Consider the following 17,476-nt stretch of genomic DNA (forward strand, 5'->3'; position numbering starts at 1 on the left):
TCGCGAATTCGCGGCAAGGCATGGGCGTCACGCGCCGTCATGGCCAATCGGGGAATCACTATGCGTATCGGAATGATGGGCCGCTGGCTCGCGGGTCTGGCGATGGTCTGGGCTGCGGTGCAACCGGCGCAGGCGCAGTCCTTTATCGAGGGCAGCTTCGATCCCGCCATCCCGACGCTCACCGCGACAGTGGGCCATGCCCCCGGCACGCGCATCACGACGCCCGATCAGACCTATTCCTATCTCAAGGCGATCGCCGAGGCCGCGCCCGAGCGTGCGAAGCTGGTGCAATATGCGACCACATGGGAAGGCCGCCCGCTCTATTACCTGATCCTCTCTTCGCCCGAGAACATCGCGCGGCTTGATGCCATCAAGGCCGACATGGCCAACATCGCCGCCGGACGGCCCGGCAATGGCACCGCGCGCCCGGTCACCTGGCTCGCCTATGGTGTGCACGGCAACGAGATTTCCTCGACCGATGCCGCGCTGATGACCGCATACCACCTGCTCGCCGTGAAGGACGATGCGCGCGCCGCAAAGATCATGGCGGAAACGATCGTTGTGATCGATCCGATGCAGAACCCGGACGGGCGGGCGCGGTTCATGAACAACTTCCTCGCCTCGACCGGGATCGTGCCTGCCGCCGACCGGCAGGCCGCCGAGCATGACGAGCCGTGGCCGAGCGGGCGGGTGAATCACTACATGTTCGATTTGAACCGTGACTGGTTCACGCTTTCGCAGCCCGAAACCCGCGGCAAGGTCGCGGCGATCCGGCAGTGGAACCCGGTCGTCGTGGTCGATCTTCACGAGATGGGCGGGGACGAGACCTATTTCTTTACCCCCGCAGCCCAGCCCTTCAACCCCAATCTCTCGGCCGCGCAGGTCCGCGCCTACGAGCTGATCGGCCGCTATAATGCCGCCGCCTTCGATGCACGCGGCGAGCCCTATTTCACCCGCGAGGTCTATGACCTGTTCTACCCCGGCTATGGCGATACGTGGAACGCGCATCAGGGCGCGATCGGCTCGACATATGAGCAGGGGTCGGCGCGCGGGCTGGTATTCGCGCGGCGCGACGGGACCGAGCTGACCTATGCCGACGGGGTGATGAACCACTTCACCACCAGTCTTGCGACTGCCTCCGCTGTGGCCGACAATCCGGCGCGCTTCCTCAGCGATTTTGCCGCCTATCGCAGCGGCAATGCAAGCGGGGCTGCGGGACGCGGGAGCTATGTGATCGATCTCGCCAAGCGGCGCTGGAATGCCGAAAGGCTGGGCCGCCGCCTTGCCGAACAGGGCATCACCGTGCTGCGCCGCGATGGGGCAGCAACGCTGTGCGGCAAGTCCTATCCGGCGGGTTATCTGGCCGTGCCGCAGGCCCAGCCCGCCGCGCGTCTGGTGAAGAGCCTGCTCGACCGCGATACCCCGCTGCCGCCCGATTTCCTTGCTGAGCAGGAGCGCCGCCGGTCGCAGGATTTGCCGCACGAACTCTATGATGTGACCGCCTGGTCGGTCGGGCCGATGGCCGGCGTTGACGTTGCCCTCTGCGCTGGCGCGGCAACCGGTGAGCCCCTGCGCGCCGATGCCCCGATCGCCCCGAAGCAGGACGGCAGCGGCACCTTTGCTATCGCCGTGCCGTGGACCGATAGCGGTCAGGCGCGACTGGTCGCACTCGCACTGCGCGAAGGGATCGAGGGGCGCGTGACCGACCGCGCGTTTGTCACGGCGGGCCGCACCTTCCCGCGCGGCACCGTGGTGTTCCCGACCGGCGCCAACACGCCCGCCAAGATGGAACGCCTCGCCGAACTCGCCCGCACGGTCGGCGCCGAGACTGCGGCGCTGGACAGCGGCTGGGTTGAGAGCGGCCCGAACCTCGGCAGCGAACACTTCGTCCGCCTGACCTTGCCCCGCGTCGCGATGGCGTGGGACGATGGCACCTCGCAGCTTAGCGCCGGCGCGATGCGCTATGTGCTTGAACAGCGGCTCGGCCTGCCGGTGGTGCCGATCCGCACCAGCCGCCTCGGCCGGACCGACCTATCGGACTATGACGTGGTGCTGATGCCCGAGGGCGACCCTGCGGCGGCTCTGGGCGACGGCGGGCAGCGCGCACTCCGCAGCTTCGTCCAGCGCGGCGGGGTGCTGGTGGCGGTGGGCGAGAGCCTCGAAGCCTTCAGCAGCGGCGACAATCCGCTGCTCGCGGTCAAGCGCGAGGCAGCGCTCGGGCGTGAACCTTCAGCGGCAGGCGGCGACAAGGGCAGCCTTGCAGCCGCCCGCGAAATCACCAGCGATGCCGAATATCGCGAGGCGATCAAGGACGAGCAGGCCCTGCCCGATACTCTGCCGGGCGCTCTGCTCAATACCGTCGCCGATCCGGATCACTTCCTTTCGGCCGGCTATGATGATGGCGCAGTGGTGCTGGCGACGGGGACGCAGATCTTCACCCCGCTCGATCGGGCACAGGGTTTCAACGTGCTGCGCTTCGCTGCGCCCGGCAAGCTGATCGCCAGCGGCTATGTGTGGGACGAGAACCGCCGCCAGCTCGCCTACAAGCCCTACCTGATGGCCCAGCCGCAGGGCCGCGGCTTGGTGATCGGCTTTGCGCATGATCCCTCGACCCGCGCCTATCTCGAAGGGCTCGATCTGATGATTGCCAATGCGGTGCTGGTCGCCCCGTCACGGGTGCGATGATGCGCTGACGCTCCTCGAGGATGATCTAGGAACTGGACACTTAATGTGTCATGCTGGCTTGCATGACGCTGTTCGAAGTCATTGTTGTGGGTCACGTCATCACCGGCGTGGTGGGGCTGACCGCATTCTGGGGCCCCATCGCCACGCGCAAGGGCGCGGCCAATCATCGCAAGTGGGGCAAGGCGGCCTGCTACGGCTTTCTGGGCGCGGGCGCGCTGGCGATCGCGATGGCCCTGTTGTCGCTCTACGGGCCGGAATACCGCCACCCGGAAATCGCCGACCGGACGCTGTTCGACGGCCTGTTCGGGTGGATGATGCTCTATCTCGGCACGCTCACCATCGGCTTTGTCGACTATGGCCTGGCGGTGGTTCGCCACGCGCGCGACCGCACAGCACTGCGCGGCCTGCGCTATCAGGCGATGATTGTGGCGGTGGTGACGACGGGGGCTTGGTGCGGCTATTTCGGCGTCAAGGTCGGACACCCGCTGATGGTGCTGGTCGCCTTCATCGGCATCGTCGCAATGCTGATCCAGCAGCGTTACATCTGGCGGGCGGCAGACTTTCCGCGCGGCACCCACGTCGGCGAACATTTCCGCGCGCTGATCGGCATGGGGATTTCCGCCTACACCGCGTTCCTTTCGGTCGGGCTGATCCGGCTGATCCCCGAACACGTCTTTAACCCCGCAATCTGGGCCGGGCCGAGCGTGATCGGGGTCAGCCTGATCCTCTACTTCACCATCAAGGGCAAACGCGCCAACGCGCCCAAGCCATCAGGGGTGCGCCCACATCCGCAACAGGTTGGCGATGGTCTTGTCTAGCGTCAGCAATTCGGCCGATTGAGCAGGCAAGCTCGCGCGCAATGACGCGCGCAGGTTTTCCAGATCGAACAGCATTTCCCGCTGTGAGAGATCGGTGATCAGGCTTTCGATCCAGCCAACGCACACGATCCGCTCGCCCCGGGTCACCGGCCTTACTTCGTGGATGCTTGTCGACGGATAGAGCACCAGCTGCCCTGCCTCTGGCTTGACCTCTTGCGTCATGCCGGACGCATCGATCGCCAGTTCGCCGCCGTCATATTCGTCGGGAGATGACAGGAACAGCGTGAACGACAGGTCGGTGCGGATCCGGGCCTTACCCGTCCCCATCAAAGCGTTGTCGACATGCGCGCCGTAGCCGCCGCCAACGCCCGTCTTGCTGATCAGCAGCGGAGAGAAGCGGCGCGGCTGGGCAGCGGCCCTGACCACCGGATGCTCTGCGACGATCGGGAGGAGCTCGTCCTGCATCCGCCGCCCTTCGGGGGTATCCATCGCCGCCTGCTCGTTGCGCTTGACTTGCCGCGCCACCGAACCGGCAGTCTCGCGCCCGTCGCGCCATTCGAGCATGGCGATGCGTTCGCGCAGCGCCGCGAGGTGTTCGGGATCGTCGAGAGCGTTGATGACCAGGATCATGGCTGCGGGCTGTATCGCGGGAGGCCACCCAAGGAAAGCGGCGCGCGTATCAGCGGCGGGCGATCCCTTCGGCCAGCAGGCGGTTGACCCCGGCCGCGACATCCTCGGGGGTCAGCTCGGCATTGCCCCACACCACATAGCGCAGGCCGACAAAGACGTTCATCCCCATCAACGCCCAGGCCTCAAGCTCGCCCAGCCCGTCGCGGAAGGCGCCGCTCGCGCTTCCCGCCCGCAGGCGATCGTGGATGCGCGCCGCGATGGTTTCGTAGTGTTCGCGGTAACTCGCCGGATCGACGAATTCCGCTTCATCGATGATCCGGTAGACTTCCTTGTGCTCGGCCGCGAAGCGCAGGAATGCCGCGAGCGCCGCGCGTTCGATTTCGAGCGCGCCCATGCCTTGATGCAGCGCCGAGCGCGCGCTGGTGCGCACCTTCTCGCTCATGTCGGCGACCAGCGCCCGGAACAGCGCGTCCTTGCTATCGAAATAGGTATAGAAGCTCCCCAGCGCCACGCCCGCGCGGCGGGTGATCGAACTGACCGAGGCTTCGTGAAAGCCCTTCTCGCCGAACTCCTCGGCAGCGGCATCGAGCAACTTGCGCAAGGTCCGGCGGCCGCGCTCGGTGCGCGGTGCCTTGGGGTCGCTGCCCGCGACCGGTGCGACCTCCGCCGCGTTGCCCTGAGTGTTGCCCATCAGCATCTCCCTCCACGCTTTCGGTAAGCCGCGCAAGGGTCAGGCACAAGTCAAAACTTGAAACATGGTTCAACTTTCAATATCACTCCTCCCATACGAGGGCAGGAGAGGACCAAACCCCATGACCAAGACATTCTACAGCCGCGCATTGCTGCTGGCCGGTTGCGCCGGAATCGCCACCTTTGCCGCGCCCGCCATGGCGCAGGATGCGGTGGACGATACCGCCAGCGTCGGTGAACAGGCGGAAGAAGGCGTCATCATCGTCACGGCACGCCGCCGCGAAGAGCGCCTGATCGATGTGCCGCTGTCGGTCACCGCGCTCACCGGCGAAGCGCTCGCCCAGCAAGGCATCCAGGATCTGACCCAGATCGCCCAGCAGGTGCCGAACATCACGCTCGAGGTGAGCCGCGGAACAAACACCACCCTCACCGCCTTCATCCGCGGTGTCGGCCAGCAGGATCCGGTCGCCGGATTCGAAGCGGGCGTCGGCCTCTATATCGACGACGTCTACTTGAACCGCCCGCAGGCCGCAGTGCTCGATATCTACGATGTCGAGCGCATCGAAGTGCTGCGCGGGCCGCAGGGCACGCTCTACGGTCGCAACACCATCGGCGGGGCGATCAAGTATGTCACCGCCGCTTTGCCGGACGACACCAGCCTGATGGTGCGCGGCACCTATGGCTCCTATGATCAGGCCGATCTGATCGTCAGCGCCTCGACGCCGATTTCAGACAGCCTCAAGATCGGCGCGAGCGGCGCGCGGCTTTCACGCGGCGGCTTTGGCGACAACCTCACGCTCGGCACCGAAAACTACAACAAGGACGTGTGGGCCGCGCGCGGGACGATCGAATTCGACAACGGGCCGCTGAATGTGCGCCTCTCGGGCGATTACGTGAAGGACAACAGCGAGGCGCGTCAGGGCCACCGCTTCATCCCCGGCCTCGTGAGCGGCGCGCCGGTGCTGGACGATGTGTTCGATACCCGTGCGGGTCTCAACATCGTCGATCAGGAAGTCGAGGCCTATGGCGGCGCGCTCAATATCGCGCTCGAAGTATCCGACACGATCACGCTGAAATCGATCACCGGCTACCGCGAGGACTCCTCGACTACCCCGATCGACTTCGACAGCCTCGCCGCCGTCGATCTGGACGTGCCGGCGATCTACGAGAACGACCAGCTGAGCCAGGAGCTGCAACTGCTCTATGAAGGCGACAGCCTGTCGGGCGTGCTCGGGTTCTATTACCTCGATGCCAACGCCTTCACCGCCTTCGACGTGGCGCTGTTCACTACCCTCAACGGGTTAACCGCGCAGACACTGGGCGATGTCGATACCGAAACCTGGTCGGTGTTCGGCGATTTCACCTATGATCTGACCGACACCATCAGCGTGTCGGTCGGCGGGCGTTACACCAACGACAAGCGCACCAGCCGCGTGCTGCGCACCACGTTCCTCGGCGGGTTCTCGAACCTGTTCGGCGGGACGGGCGTGCCGATCGCGGTGACCAGCAACTTCAACGGCAGCGCCACCTTCAAGGATTTCAACCCGCGTGCCTCGATCAGCTGGCAGCCCAATGCCGATCACAACCTCTATTTCACCTATTCGCAGGGCTTCAAGGGCGGCGGGTTCGATCCGCGCGGCCAGACCACCGCGTGCCGCAACAGCCGCGGCGGGGCCTGCACCGCGGACGAAGTGTTCGACTTCATGGCGTTCGACCCCGAAACGGTCGACAGCTTCGAGCTGGGCTGGAAGGCCTCGCTGCTCGACAACCGCGTGAACATCAGCCTTGCGGGCTTCGTGGCGCAGTACAAGGACGTGCAAATACCCGGGTCGGTCGGCTTTGACGCCAACGGCGACGGGGTGAACGAAAGCTTCATCGGCATCACTTCGAACGCCGCCGATGCCGACGTCAACGGGATCGAGTTCGAAGGCAACGCACTGGTCGGCAAGGACTTCGCCGGCGACGGCAGCCGCTTTAGCGTCAACTGGTCGCTGGGTGTGCTCGATGCCAAGTTCAACACCTTCATCAACGCCTTCGGCGTCGATGTCGCCGACCAGCGCGTGTTCCAGAACACCCCGGATGTGACCGCGCATATGGGCTTCAACATGGGCCTGCCGGTGGCGGACGGGATGCTGGACTTCATCGGCACCGCATCGCTGCGTTCCGATGCCAGCCAGTTCGAAGTGCCCAACCCCTTCCTCGATCAGGACGGCTTCGTGCTGGTCGATGCGAGCATGGTCTACACTGTCGACAGCGGCCTGTTCTCGATCGGGCTGCACGGCAAGAACCTGTTCAACAAGGAATACATCGTGGCGGGCTACAACTTCGTTGCGGGCGGTACGCCTCCGGGCACGCCGTTCGTCTCGACGCTGGGCCGCGAAGGCACGCTGACCGGCTTCTATGGCGATCCGCGGCGCATCTTCGTGACCGCGCAGGTCAACTTCTGACCCTCCCCCGAAGGGGCGGCGGCCTCTCTCGAACGCTCACCGCCGCCCCTTCCCTCTTTCCTTGGCTCGCCTGAGCAGGCATAGGCGCGGGCCATGCATGATATCCGCCTGATCCGGGACAACCCCGAAGCTTTTGACGCCGGCCTCGCCCGCCGCGGCCTCGCGCCGCTCGCTGCCGAACTGATCGCGCTTGACGAGGAACGCCGCGCGGCAGTGACCGAAGTGCAGGTGGCGCAGAGCCGCCGAAACGAGGCCTCGAAGCTGATCGGTGCCGCAATAGCCAAGGGCGACAAGGACGGTGCCGAGGCGATCAAGGCCGAAGTCGCTGCGCTCAAGGACACTATGCCCGCAATGGAAGCCCGCGCCGAGGAGCTGGCGGGCAAGCTCAAGGCGGCGCTGGAGATTATCCCCAACCTGCCCGCCGCGGACGTGCCCGATGGCGCAAGCGAGGAGGACAACCGGGTCGAGGCCGAATGGGGCGAGAAGCGCGCCTTTGACTTCACGCCCCGCGAACACGCTGACATCGCGCCTGCGCTTGGCATGGATTTCGAGACCGGCGCCCGGCTCTCCGGCGCACGCTTCACCTTCCTGAAGGGCGGAATGGCCCGCCTTCACCGCGCGCTCGGCCAGTTCATGCTCGACGTGCAGACCGGCGAGCATGGCTATGCCGAATGCAACCCGCCGGTGCTGGTGGGCGACGACGCCATGTATGGCACCGACAAGCTGCCAAAATTTGCGGACGACAGCTTTCAAACAAACATCAGCTACTCGAAGTGGCTAAACACCATGTTTGAAGAAGTTGCTGCGGAAATACTTGCTGACGATCCCCATCTGCTGGAAGAAGTTAGAAAGCAAACCTTTCAACAATCGGTTGATCGAGTTCGAGAGCGCTGGCGTGAAAAATATGAAAGACCCGAGCTAACGCGCCGCTGGCTCATCCCCACCTCGGAAGTCTCCCTCACCGCAAGCGTCATGGGCGAGCTTCTCGACGAGGCCGCGCTCCCTATGCGCCTCACCGCGCTCACCCTGTGCTTCCGCTCGGAAGCGGGCGCAGCAGGGCGTGACACGCGCGGGTTCATCCGCCAGCACCAGTTCGAAAAGTGCGAGCTTGTCAGCATCGTGCGCCCGGAAGATTCCGAGGCCGAACACCAGCGGATGACCCGCGCTGCCGAGACGATCCTCGAGCGCCTCAACCTGCCCTATCGCAAGCTGCTGCTGTGCACCGGTGACATGGGCTTCGGCGCGCGCAAGACCTATGACCTTGAGGTCTGGCTGCCCGGACAGGGTGCCTACCGCGAGATCAGCTCGTGCTCGAACACCGGCGACTTCCAGGCCCGCCGCATGAACACCCGCTACCGCGTGGCGGGCGAGCAGAAGACAACCCAGTTCGTCCACACCCTCAACGGCTCCGGCCTCGCGGTCGGGCGCACGCTGGTGGCGGTTATCGAGAACTATCAGAACGCGGATGGCTCGGTGACGGTGCCCGCGGCACTGCTGCCCTATATGGGCGGCGTCACCCGGCTGGAGCCCATCGCCTGATGCGCATCCTCCTCACCAATGACGACGGCGTGCACGCCCCCGGCCTAAAGGTGCTGGAGCAGATCGCGCGCCAGTTTTCGGACGATATCTGGATCTGTGCGCCGTCCGAGGAACAGTCCGGCGCGGGCCACTCGCTCACGCTGACGCGCCCCGTGCGGCTCCAGAAGCTCGGCGAGCGGCGCTTTGCCGTGACCGGCACGCCGACCGATAGCGTGATGATGGCGCTGCGCACGGTGATGGACGGCGCGCCCGACATCATCCTGTCGGGCGTCAACAGGGGTGCCAACCTGGCCGACGACATCACCTATTCCGGCACTGTCTCGGCCGCAATCGAGGGCGCGCTGGCGGGCATCCGTTCGATCGCCTTCAGCCAGGTCTATGCACGCGAAGGCATGGGCGATGACGTGCCCTTTGGCGCGGCGCTGGAGTGGGGGCCGAAGGTCCTCGCCAAGCTGATCGACGCGCCGATGGCCGACCGCACACTGATCAACGTCAACTTCCCCGCAATTGCGGCCGAGGACGTGAAGGGCATCCGGGTCGTGCGTCAGGGCTTCCACGACTATTCGCGCGGCACCATCGTCGAAGGGCGTGACCCGCGCGGCTATCGCTATTTCTGGTTCGGGCTCGACCAGATCGAGCACACGCTCGACCACGGCACCGACCTCGAAGCGATCGAGGAAGGCTATGTCGCGGTGACGCCGCTGCAGCTCGACCTCACCCACTATTCGACCATCGGCATCCTTGCCGAACGGTTCGGCGACTGATGCCGGACGCAGCCAGCCGCAACCCGTTCAAGCGCAAGCCGCGGCTGGCCGACCAGTTCCAGCCCTTGCGGCGGCAGGTGAAGATCCCCGTCTGGGGTGATCTCGGCATCCGCATGGGGCTTGCCCTCGGCCTGATCCTGCTGGTGATCGCGATCCACTGGTGGGATCGTGCGGGGCTGAAGGACAATTACGATAACCACATCAGCTTCATCGATGTGGTCTATTTCACCATGATCAGCATCACCACGACTGGCTTCGGCGACATCGCGCCGATCACCGACCGGGCGAGGCTGATCGAGGCGGTGATCGTCACGCCGGTACGCATCGCCGTGCTATTCATCTTCGTGGGCGCGGCCTACGATTTCGTCATCAAGCGCAGCTGGGAGAAATGGCGCATGGCCCGGATTCAGGAACAGCTCACCGGTCATGTCGTGGTGCTGGGCTACGGCGTGTCCGGCTCGCAGAGCGTGGGCGAACTGATCGAGCGCGGGGTCGAACCGCGCAGCATCGTAGTGATCGATCCGTCCCAGGATCGCCTCGCCGAGGCAGAGAAGCTTGGCGTCAATGTGATGGCCGCTGATGCGACCCGCGACGAGACGCTCAAATCAGTCCGGATTGCCGAGGCGCAAAGCGTGCTGGTCTCGGCTGGACGCGACGATACCTCGATCCTGATTGTGCTGACTGTGCGGCACCTTGCCCCCGATGTGCCGATCAGCGTGGTGGTGCGCGCCGACGATAACGAACTGCTCGCGCGGCAAGCCGGGGCGAATATTGTCATCAACCCGGTGCGCTTTACCGGGCTGCTGCTCGCCGGTAGCGTCAAAGGCGCGCACATCGCCGACTATCTCGCCGATCTCGCCAGCGTTGGCGGCCGGGTGCAACTGGTCGAGCGGGTGATCGGTCCGGACGAATGCGATTGTTCGATCGACAATCTCAAAAGCGGCGGTCAGGGCCTGCGCGTCTATCGCGACGGCCGGCCCATCGGCTTCTGGGAGGACGAGTGCAAGACACTCCAGCCGGGAGACGTGGTGGTGGAGATCGTCCCGACAGCAGGCAGCGAACAAGCCTAGGCCGCGCTCAGCTCCTGAACCACACGAACACAGCCCCCATCGCTGCCATGCCGACAAGGAAATGGCCGGCATCGATCAAGAACAGCGCCAGCGGCTTTCGGAGGTAGAGGTAATTGATCCCGATCGACGGGATCATCACGCCAACCGCAAAACCGATTGCCATCATCATCACGACATGGGGCGCTGGGTCGGTGCGGGCGATGAGGTGCCACAGCACCATCGCAATCAGCATTTCGAGGGCGAAGGACAGCGCGAAGATCACGCCCATGTTGCCCTGCCGCAGCTGGGTGTTCGAAAGGCCGGCAGCGCGCTGCCATGGCGTGCCGAACACCACACCATACCAGATCGCGCCAACCGCGAAGAAGGCCGCGGTCCCGGCCAGCACTGGCCACAAGGCAAAATCACTCATGCCCGGTCTCCCTTGCCGTCCGGCCATTCCAGCACGAACATCGCGCCCTCAGGCGCAGCTGCCCACTGGTCGCAGAATTCATCGATCGCACCACGGATAGCGCCAAGCCGTTCGGGCACACCTTGAGGCACGGACACGTGCGAGGTGGCCCATGCCGGTTCAGCCATGGCCATGATCGCCGGGTCGTCCGCGCCGCCGCCCCAGCTGGCAGCCTCGAAGCATTCGACCAGCCGCTCGGCCTGCAAGAGTTCGACGATGCCGGCATCAGGGGCCGCCGCCCGCTTGGCGCTAGCATGGCCGCCCGCCAGCGCGAGCGCCTGCACCGCATCCGGCTCCATCCCGCTCGCCACAAGCCCCCAGAATCCTTGATTCATGCCCAGTTCGCGTTCGATGAAGTAGTGGAACGCGTCGTGTGGATAGGGGCCTTTCTTGGGAAAGGCGAAGGCTGCCTGCGAGCCGTCAGCCCGCGTCACCGCGACATGATCCTGCGCTGCGCCCTTGGTGATCGCGATCTGCATGACCGGTGTCTAACCCAAGACGCGCCCGGAGTGTAGCCGGCGCCGCCTAAATGACGTAGGCGAATTCTTCTTCGGCCGGCGTTGCCTTGCGGCCGCGCATTTCGGCATCGAGCTGCACCACCGTGCGGCTTGCAGTCTTGACGAACAGGCCCGGAACCACGGCATGAACCATGCAGGCGATGCCGCCCACCATCATGCGCCAGCCGAAGCTGAGAGCGGTGCGGGCGTGCTGGCCATAGGTCTCCCCGATGGCGCGCGGATGGTCGATGAAAAGCCTTGTGATCATGGCCGCATGGATGCCCGCAGAGCCCCCCTGCGGTCAAGCCTAGCGCGAACGGCCTACACAGTGTAGGGGCGCGGCCGAAATGAACACCCCCACGATCCTCCCGGACCAGAAGAAAATCGGCATGGTCAGCCTCGGCTGCCCCAAGGCGCTTGTTGATTCCGAGCGGATCCTCACCCGCCTGCGCGCCGATGGCTATGCCTTCGCCGAGGATTATGCGGGCGCCGACGTGGTGCTGGTGAACACCTGCGGCTTCCTCGATTCCGCCAAGGAAGAAAGCCTCGCCGCGATCGGCGAGGCGATTGCCGAAAACGGCCGCGTGATCGTGACCGGCTGCATGGGTGAGGAAGCCGACGCGATCCGCGCCGTCCACCCGCAGGTGCTCGCGGTCACAGGTGCTCATCAATACGAACAGGTGGTCGAAGCCGTGCACACCCACGCCCCGCCTTCGCAGGGGCCGTTTGTCGATCTGATCCCGCAGCCGTCCGACACCGACATCAAGCTGACGCCACGGCACTACAGCTATCTGAAGATTTCCGAGGGCTGCAATCACTCCTGCGCCTTCTGCATTATCCCCTCGCTGCGGGGCAAACTCGCCAGCCGCCGGATCGATGCGGTGCTGCGCGAGGCGGAAAAGCTGGTCGCGGCGGGCACGAAGGAACTGCTGATCATCTCGCAGGACACCAGCGCCTACGGGGTCGATATCCGCCACGAGCAACGCCAATGGCACGGCCGCGATGTGCGTGCGCACATGACCGATATGGCGCGCGAACTGGGCCAGCTTCGCACGCCGGACGGACAGACGCCCTGGGTGCGGCTGCATTACGTCTACCCCTACCCCCATGTCGATCAGGTCATCCCGCTGATGGCCGAAGGGCTGCTGACGCCCTATCTCGACATCCCGTTCCAGCACGCGGCGCCTAAGGTGCTGAAGCTGATGAAGCGTCCTGCCAATGAGGCGAAGGTGCTCGAACGGCTGAAGTCGTGGCGCGAAATCTGCCCGGATATCGCGATCCGCAGCTCCTTTGTGGTCGGCTTCCCCGGCGAAACCGAGGAGGACTTCCAGTACCTTCTCAACTGGCTGGAAGAAGCGCAGCTCGACCGCGTCGGTGCGTTCCGGTTCGAACCGGTCGAAGGCGCGGCGGCCAACGTCCTGCCCGATCAGGTGCCGGAGGCAGTGAAGGAAGAACGCTACGCCCGGATCATGGAAGTGACCGAGCGGATCAGCGCGGCCAAGCTCGCCGCCAAGGTCGGCCGCACATTGCCCGTGATCATCGACGAGGTCGGCGAGCCGGACGAGGATGGTGACATCGGCGCAACCGGCCGTAGCCAGGCCGATGCGCCGGAGATCGACGGTGCGGTCTATCTGCGCAACGTCCCCGCCACGCTGGCACCGGGCGATATCGTCCATGCCCAAATCGAGGATGCCGACGCCCACGACCTGTTCGGCGTGATCGCGCCGACGCGCCGTTAACCCGCGCCCCCTGCCCGTCCCCCAGAGGGACGCGGCATGGTAAACCGCTGGTAACGCTGCGGCAGACGCGGCATAATCGCGGGCATGATCCGAACCCGTCCTTTCGCGCTGGTGCTGAGTGTTCTGGCCGCTGTTGCAGCGATGGCGATGCCTGCCGCCGCACAGGCCAATGGCGGCGATCCCTTCGTGGTGAAATCGATCCTGCCGATCGAAGGCACCATCCGTTATGGCGACTGGTACTGGGACGAAAGCGCTGCTCCCGCTTCGGGCAAGCTCGTGATCACTGTCGACCTTGAAGCGCGCGTGATCAGCGCCTTTCGCGACGGGCACGAGATCGGCACGGCTGTGGCATTGCTGGGAACGCCTGCCCATCCGACTCCGCTCGGCACCTTCCCGATCCTGACCAAGGAACGCGACAACGTCTCCGAGAAATATGATAACGCACCGATGCCCTGGACGCTGCGGCTTACATGGGAGGGCGTCGCGATCCATGGTTCGCCGGTGCTCAACGGCTATGCCAGCCAAGGCTGTGTGGGCGTGCCGGATGAATTCGCCGCCAAGCTGTTCGCCGCCGCCAAGCGCGGCGACAAGGTCATCATCACCCGCGGCCGGATGATCGGAGTCGGCGACAAGGTGATGTGAATTTGGCCTAGTGGCCTGCGCTGCGCGGCGGCTCGGGCCGGAAGCGCCAGACGCGCATTGCCACGCCCACTTTCTCGACCCGCTCGACCGAAGGCACCGCGAGCACGCCGCCGAGCGAGGCATTCTCGCCCGCCCACAGCCGCTCCCATGCTCTTGCAGCTTCGCCCCGCGTGGCATGACCGCCAAGTTCGCCGATGATCCTCAGCAGCGTTTCGATGGCGATCACCCGCGGCACGTTGGCGCAATAGGTGAACCCGAGCCCGCCGTGCGCGTCGGGATCGCGCATCACCATCTCGTGCCAATCGAGCTCGGCATACCAGCTGAGCGCCTGCCAGCCCTCGGCCAGATTGGCAGCGCTCGCGGCCAGCTGCACCGGGTCGAGCCAGTCGGCCTCTGCCAGCGCTTGCCGAATGCGGACGCGATCGAAATCGGCATTGGCGTTGGAAGGGTCGTATGCGGGGGTGATCCCCGCTGCGGCGACGACCTCGGCCAGCTCGACCCTGCGCCAGCCGAGCAGGGGGCGCAGCAGAATGGTCTCGCTGTCCTCGATCGTCGAACGGCTTCGGACACCCGCCAGTCCCGCCAGCCCGCTGCCACGATTGAGCCGCATCAGCAGGGTCTCGGCCTGATCATCGGCATGGTGCGCGGTTGCGACTGCTCCCAGCCCTTGCGCGCGCGCCCACTGCGCCAATGCGGCGTAACGGGCCTCACGCGCCCGCGCTTGCACATTGCCGGGCGCCACCTTGACCGTGATCGGGGTGAAGGGAATGCCGCGCTCTCCCGACACCCGTTCTACCAGCGCAACCTCGCCGGCAGCCTCGGGGCGCAGACCGTGATCGATGCTGGCGACGGCGATCCGCCCCGGCATCGCGGCATGGGCCAGCAAGAGCAGCGCGAGACTGTCAGGCCCGCCCGATACCGCCAGCCCGAGCGAGCCGGAGCGTTCGTCCTCCGGCCACACCGCCGCAAGATCGGCGGCGAAGCGCGCGGCGGGTTCAAGACCCTGTTTCATTTAGGTGGAAGCATTGGCACGGAGCCGATTTTGGCTCGGCGCGAGGCGCGAGGAGGGAGCGATGCTTGCCCATCGTGACCGACGAGCAACGTGGCGCTGGGCCAAAATCGGCCCGCCCCTCCGGGGTCGTGTCAGAAGACCCGCTGGCTTCGTCGCGGCACTTGCAGGGGCAACCAGCCCCTGCTGCGCGCCACTCCTGTCCAGCGGGTCTTCTGACACGATGCGAATGTTTCCACCTAATTGAAACAGGGTCTAGTTGCACGTCACCTTGGCGCGGTTGGCCTGATAATCGCTGGCGAGACGCCCGGATGCGACCAGCGGATAGGTCTCAGCAAATTCGGCTAGCGCGATACAGGCACGCTTGGTATCCTTCAGCGCGATCATCGAGACGCCCAGATAGAGCAGGCTGTCCGGCGCGCGGTCACCGCTCTTGTTGGCCTGATAGTTCTTGAGGAACCACTGCGCCGCCTCTTTGGGCATGTTGTCGTCAAGGAACGCGCGGCCAAGCAGGTTGCGGCCGAAGCTGATCCGTGCGTGATTGGGATACTGCTCGACGAACTTGGTCAGCTGCTGGCGCGCTTCGGGATAGAAGCCCGCGTTCCACAGGCGGAAACCATAGGAATATTCGTCATCACCCGCGTCCGCCGTCTGCGGCTTGGCGATTGCCTGCACGGCGGCAAGCCGGGTTGCACTGGGCGCGGCGGTGATGGTGACAGGCGGCGTGGCGGCAGGTGTTGACGGCGGCGGCGCAGTCGTCACCGGTGCGGTGCCGGTCACAGCGCGCACGACCGGCGGCGGAGCCTGCGTGGTGGGAGGCGGTGTGATGGCGAAGGTCGTGGTCGTCGTCGCCGGCGGCAGGCTGGCTGTGGTGCTCGGAGCCGGAGTCGGGGCCAGGCCGGCAGGAACCATCGGGGCACCAGCCGCCGTTTCGAGTGCAGCGAGCCGCCGCTCCATCAGTGCAAGAGCATTGGCCTGCTCTTCCGAACGCGCGGTGAGCGCCTGGAGCTGGGCTTCGAGCGCATCGAGGCGGACGAGGATATCGGTCACCGCCGTTGTCGAAGGCGTGCTGACAGCAGGCGCGGCGGTGGTTGCGGGCGTGCTGCCGGGCGTGATCTGCGGCTCGAAGAAGCGCCCGTCGCCGCCCGGGAAGACCTTGCGCTGGAGTGCGCGGATCTCGGATTCGATCTTGCGGATGCGCGCTTCGGCGGCGGTATCCTGCGCGATCGCAGGAGGCGCGGCGGTCACGGTCACGGCGGCAGCGAGCGCTATGCCGGCAAATCGAAGAGGAAGGATCCGGAGGGCGGTGGTCATGGCTCGTCAGGCTCCCTGGCAATGGTCGCGCCGGTTTGTCGCAGCGCACATGAACGTGAGGCGAATCCCTGCTCCCTCGCATGACTCAAGTCGAGAGCGGCAAGCCCCTAATCAACTGGAAAAAGCGCGCAGGCCGCGCTCAATTGGTGATGCGGTCGGCTCCGGCAGGCGCCGACGTTTCGGTCGGCGCAGGTGCCTGATCGGCTGCGGGAGCTGCCGAAGGCACCGGAGCGGGTGCGGCAGAAGTGCTGTTACGGCGGACAGCAGCGCGCGTTGCAGTCGGCACTGGCGAGTTCGTCACAGCCGGCGTGGGAGCCGCAGTCCGTGCGACCAGCGCAGCCGCCGAGACCGAGGCTCCGGCTATTGTCACCGGTTGGTCCGCTAAGCCCGGCACCACCTGCCCGCCGATGGTGATGACCAGCGCATCGGGCCTCCCGGTATTGATACGCGGATCGGCCGCCGTAGCAGGAACCGTGACGCTCTCGCCGCGCTTGAGGGCGCGTTCGAACAACCGCTCGCCGCCTTCTTCATAAAGCCGCAGCCAGACCCCGTCCTCGGTGGCGGTCAGCACGACCGGGCCGGCAGGAACCGCAGCGGTTGCCGCCGGGCTGGGCGCGGCAGCAGTGGTCGGGGTCGGTGCGGGCTTGGGAGCGAGCAGCGAGCCGGGTTCGGTCCCGGCGCCGAAATAGCTGTTGTAGAAGGCAAAAGCGCCGACCGCCAGGATCAGCGCGGCAAGCGCGCCAGCCCAGGCGACACCGCTCGACGGCAGGCGCGCCGGATCGCCCGGCTCCATCCCGGAGGTGGGAATGACGCGCTGCATCGAGCCATTGGCCAGTTCACCGCGCACCGCATCGGTGATCGCAGCCTCGTCCAGCCCCACAGCCTTGGCATAGGTGCGCGAGAAACCGATGGCATAGGCGCGCGAGGGCAAAGCTTCAAAATTGCCGCTTTCGATCGCCTGGAGATGGCGCAGCGGGATGCGCGTTTCAGCCGCAATATGTTCGAGATCAAGACGGCGCGTTTCGCGCGCGGCGCGCAGCCGCCCGCCCACTCCGGCAAGGGGCATCTCTTGCGCTGCTCCGGCGCTGCTTTCGTCTTCGCTATTCATGACCCGGCTCCGCCCCTTGTAACGGGGCTTTTGTGTTGGCGTGAGCGCATTTTGCTCTTGCATTCAAGTCGACTGC

Annotated in this window: 16 protein-coding genes; 8 read left to right on the forward strand and 8 right to left on the reverse strand. The window is 65.6% G+C overall.

Annotated features, from left to right (window positions below):
* Positions 1–39: 39 nt before the first annotated feature.
* Both BG023_RS13770 and BG023_RS13775 read left to right on the forward strand, forming a co-directional pair.
* Entirely contained in the window at positions 40–2,685 is a 2,646-nt protein-coding gene (locus BG023_RS13770) for a M14 metallopeptidase family protein (RefSeq protein ID WP_150122889.1), read from the forward strand.
* 62 nt (positions 2,686–2,747) lie between these two features.
* Positions 2,748–3,503 carry a hypothetical protein gene (locus BG023_RS13775; RefSeq protein ID WP_233993018.1) on the forward strand — a complete coding sequence of 252 codons (756 nt, stop codon included), beginning with the start codon at positions 2,748–2,750 and terminating at the stop codon, positions 3,501–3,503.
* Here the strand turns inward: BG023_RS13775 and BG023_RS13780 are convergent.
* Positions 3,456–4,133, reverse strand: a complete 678-nt coding sequence (locus BG023_RS13780) for a Fe2+-dependent dioxygenase (RefSeq protein WP_069310946.1) — start codon at positions 4,131–4,133, stop codon at positions 3,456–3,458. The genes BG023_RS13775 and BG023_RS13780 overlap by 48 nt on opposite strands.
* A 49-nt stretch (positions 4,134–4,182) precedes the next feature.
* Positions 4,183–4,824 carry a TetR/AcrR family transcriptional regulator gene (locus BG023_RS13785; protein ID WP_069311353.1) on the reverse strand — a complete coding sequence of 214 codons (642 nt, stop codon included), beginning with the start codon at positions 4,822–4,824 and terminating at the stop codon, positions 4,183–4,185.
* 121 nt (positions 4,825–4,945) lie between these two features.
* Between BG023_RS13785 and BG023_RS13790 the strand changes: the two genes are divergently transcribed.
* The 4 genes from BG023_RS13790 to BG023_RS13805 all read left to right on the forward strand — a co-directional run bounded on the left by BG023_RS13790 (position 4,946) and on the right by BG023_RS13805 (position 10,643).
* Positions 4,946–7,270 (forward strand): TonB-dependent receptor, encoded by a 2,325-nt coding sequence (locus tag BG023_RS13790; RefSeq protein WP_069310947.1) that lies wholly within the window; start codon positions 4,946–4,948, stop codon positions 7,268–7,270.
* A 93-nt stretch (positions 7,271–7,363) separates the two neighbouring features.
* Positions 7,364–8,809, forward strand: a complete 1,446-nt coding sequence (gene serS / locus BG023_RS13795) for a serine--tRNA ligase (protein ID WP_069310948.1) — start codon at positions 7,364–7,366, stop codon at positions 8,807–8,809.
* The gene (gene surE / locus BG023_RS13800) at positions 8,809–9,573 is read left to right on the forward strand and encodes a 5'/3'-nucleotidase SurE (protein WP_069310949.1); all 765 of its coding nucleotides are present in this window, start codon (positions 8,809–8,811) and stop codon (positions 9,571–9,573) included. Before serS ends, surE begins: the two co-directional genes overlap by 1 nt.
* Positions 9,573–10,643 (forward strand): potassium channel family protein, encoded by a 1,071-nt coding sequence (locus tag BG023_RS13805; protein ID WP_069310950.1) that lies wholly within the window; start codon positions 9,573–9,575, stop codon positions 10,641–10,643. Before surE ends, BG023_RS13805 begins: the two co-directional genes overlap by 1 nt.
* A gap of 7 nt (positions 10,644–10,650) precedes the next feature.
* Here BG023_RS13805 and BG023_RS13810 read toward each other — a convergent pair whose 3' ends face one another.
* The 3 genes from BG023_RS13810 to BG023_RS13820 are packed head-to-tail and all read right to left on the reverse strand — an operon-like array spanning position 10,651 to position 11,856.
* A complete protein-coding gene (locus BG023_RS13810; protein WP_069310951.1) occupies positions 10,651–11,052 on the reverse strand; it encodes a DUF1761 domain-containing protein in 402 nt (133 codons plus the stop codon).
* Entirely contained in the window at positions 11,049–11,570 is a 522-nt protein-coding gene (locus tag BG023_RS13815) for a hypothetical protein (RefSeq protein WP_069310952.1), read from the reverse strand. The genes BG023_RS13810 and BG023_RS13815 overlap by 4 nt, the downstream gene beginning before the upstream one ends.
* 46 nt (positions 11,571–11,616) lie before the next feature.
* A complete protein-coding gene (locus tag BG023_RS13820; RefSeq protein ID WP_069310953.1) occupies positions 11,617–11,856 on the reverse strand; it encodes a DUF6356 family protein in 240 nt (79 codons plus the stop codon).
* Between the two features lie 79 nt (positions 11,857–11,935).
* Between BG023_RS13820 and rimO the strand changes: the two genes are divergently transcribed.
* Together rimO and BG023_RS13830 are read left to right on the forward strand one after the other, a co-directional pair.
* Positions 11,936–13,327 carry a 30S ribosomal protein S12 methylthiotransferase RimO gene (gene rimO, locus BG023_RS13825; protein WP_069310954.1) on the forward strand — a complete coding sequence of 464 codons (1,392 nt, stop codon included), beginning with the start codon at positions 11,936–11,938 and terminating at the stop codon, positions 13,325–13,327.
* A gap of 84 nt (positions 13,328–13,411) precedes the next feature.
* Complete coding sequence (locus BG023_RS13830; RefSeq protein ID WP_083234718.1) at positions 13,412–13,969, forward strand: L,D-transpeptidase family protein; 558 nt, start codon at positions 13,412–13,414, stop codon at positions 13,967–13,969.
* 7 nt (positions 13,970–13,976) lie between these two features.
* Here the strand turns inward: BG023_RS13830 and tilS are convergent, their stop codons facing one another.
* The 3 genes from tilS to BG023_RS13845 all read right to left on the reverse strand — a co-directional run bounded on the left by tilS (position 13,977) and on the right by BG023_RS13845 (position 17,400).
* On the reverse strand, positions 13,977–14,981 hold the full coding sequence (tilS, locus tag BG023_RS13835) for a tRNA lysidine(34) synthetase TilS (protein ID WP_069310955.1): 1,005 nt from the start codon (positions 14,979–14,981) through the stop codon (positions 13,977–13,979).
* A 252-nt stretch (positions 14,982–15,233) separates the two neighbouring features.
* A complete protein-coding gene (locus tag BG023_RS13840; protein WP_069310956.1) occupies positions 15,234–16,292 on the reverse strand; it encodes a tetratricopeptide repeat protein in 1,059 nt (352 codons plus the stop codon).
* A gap of 139 nt (positions 16,293–16,431) precedes the next feature.
* Positions 16,432–17,400 carry a helix-turn-helix domain-containing protein gene (locus tag BG023_RS13845; protein ID WP_069310957.1) on the reverse strand — a complete coding sequence of 323 codons (969 nt, stop codon included), beginning with the start codon at positions 17,398–17,400 and terminating at the stop codon, positions 16,432–16,434.
* Positions 17,401–17,476: the final 76 nt, after the last annotated feature.

The organism is Porphyrobacter sp. LM 6 (assembly GCF_001720465.1).
Lineage (GTDB): Bacteria > Pseudomonadota > Alphaproteobacteria > Sphingomonadales > Sphingomonadaceae > Erythrobacter.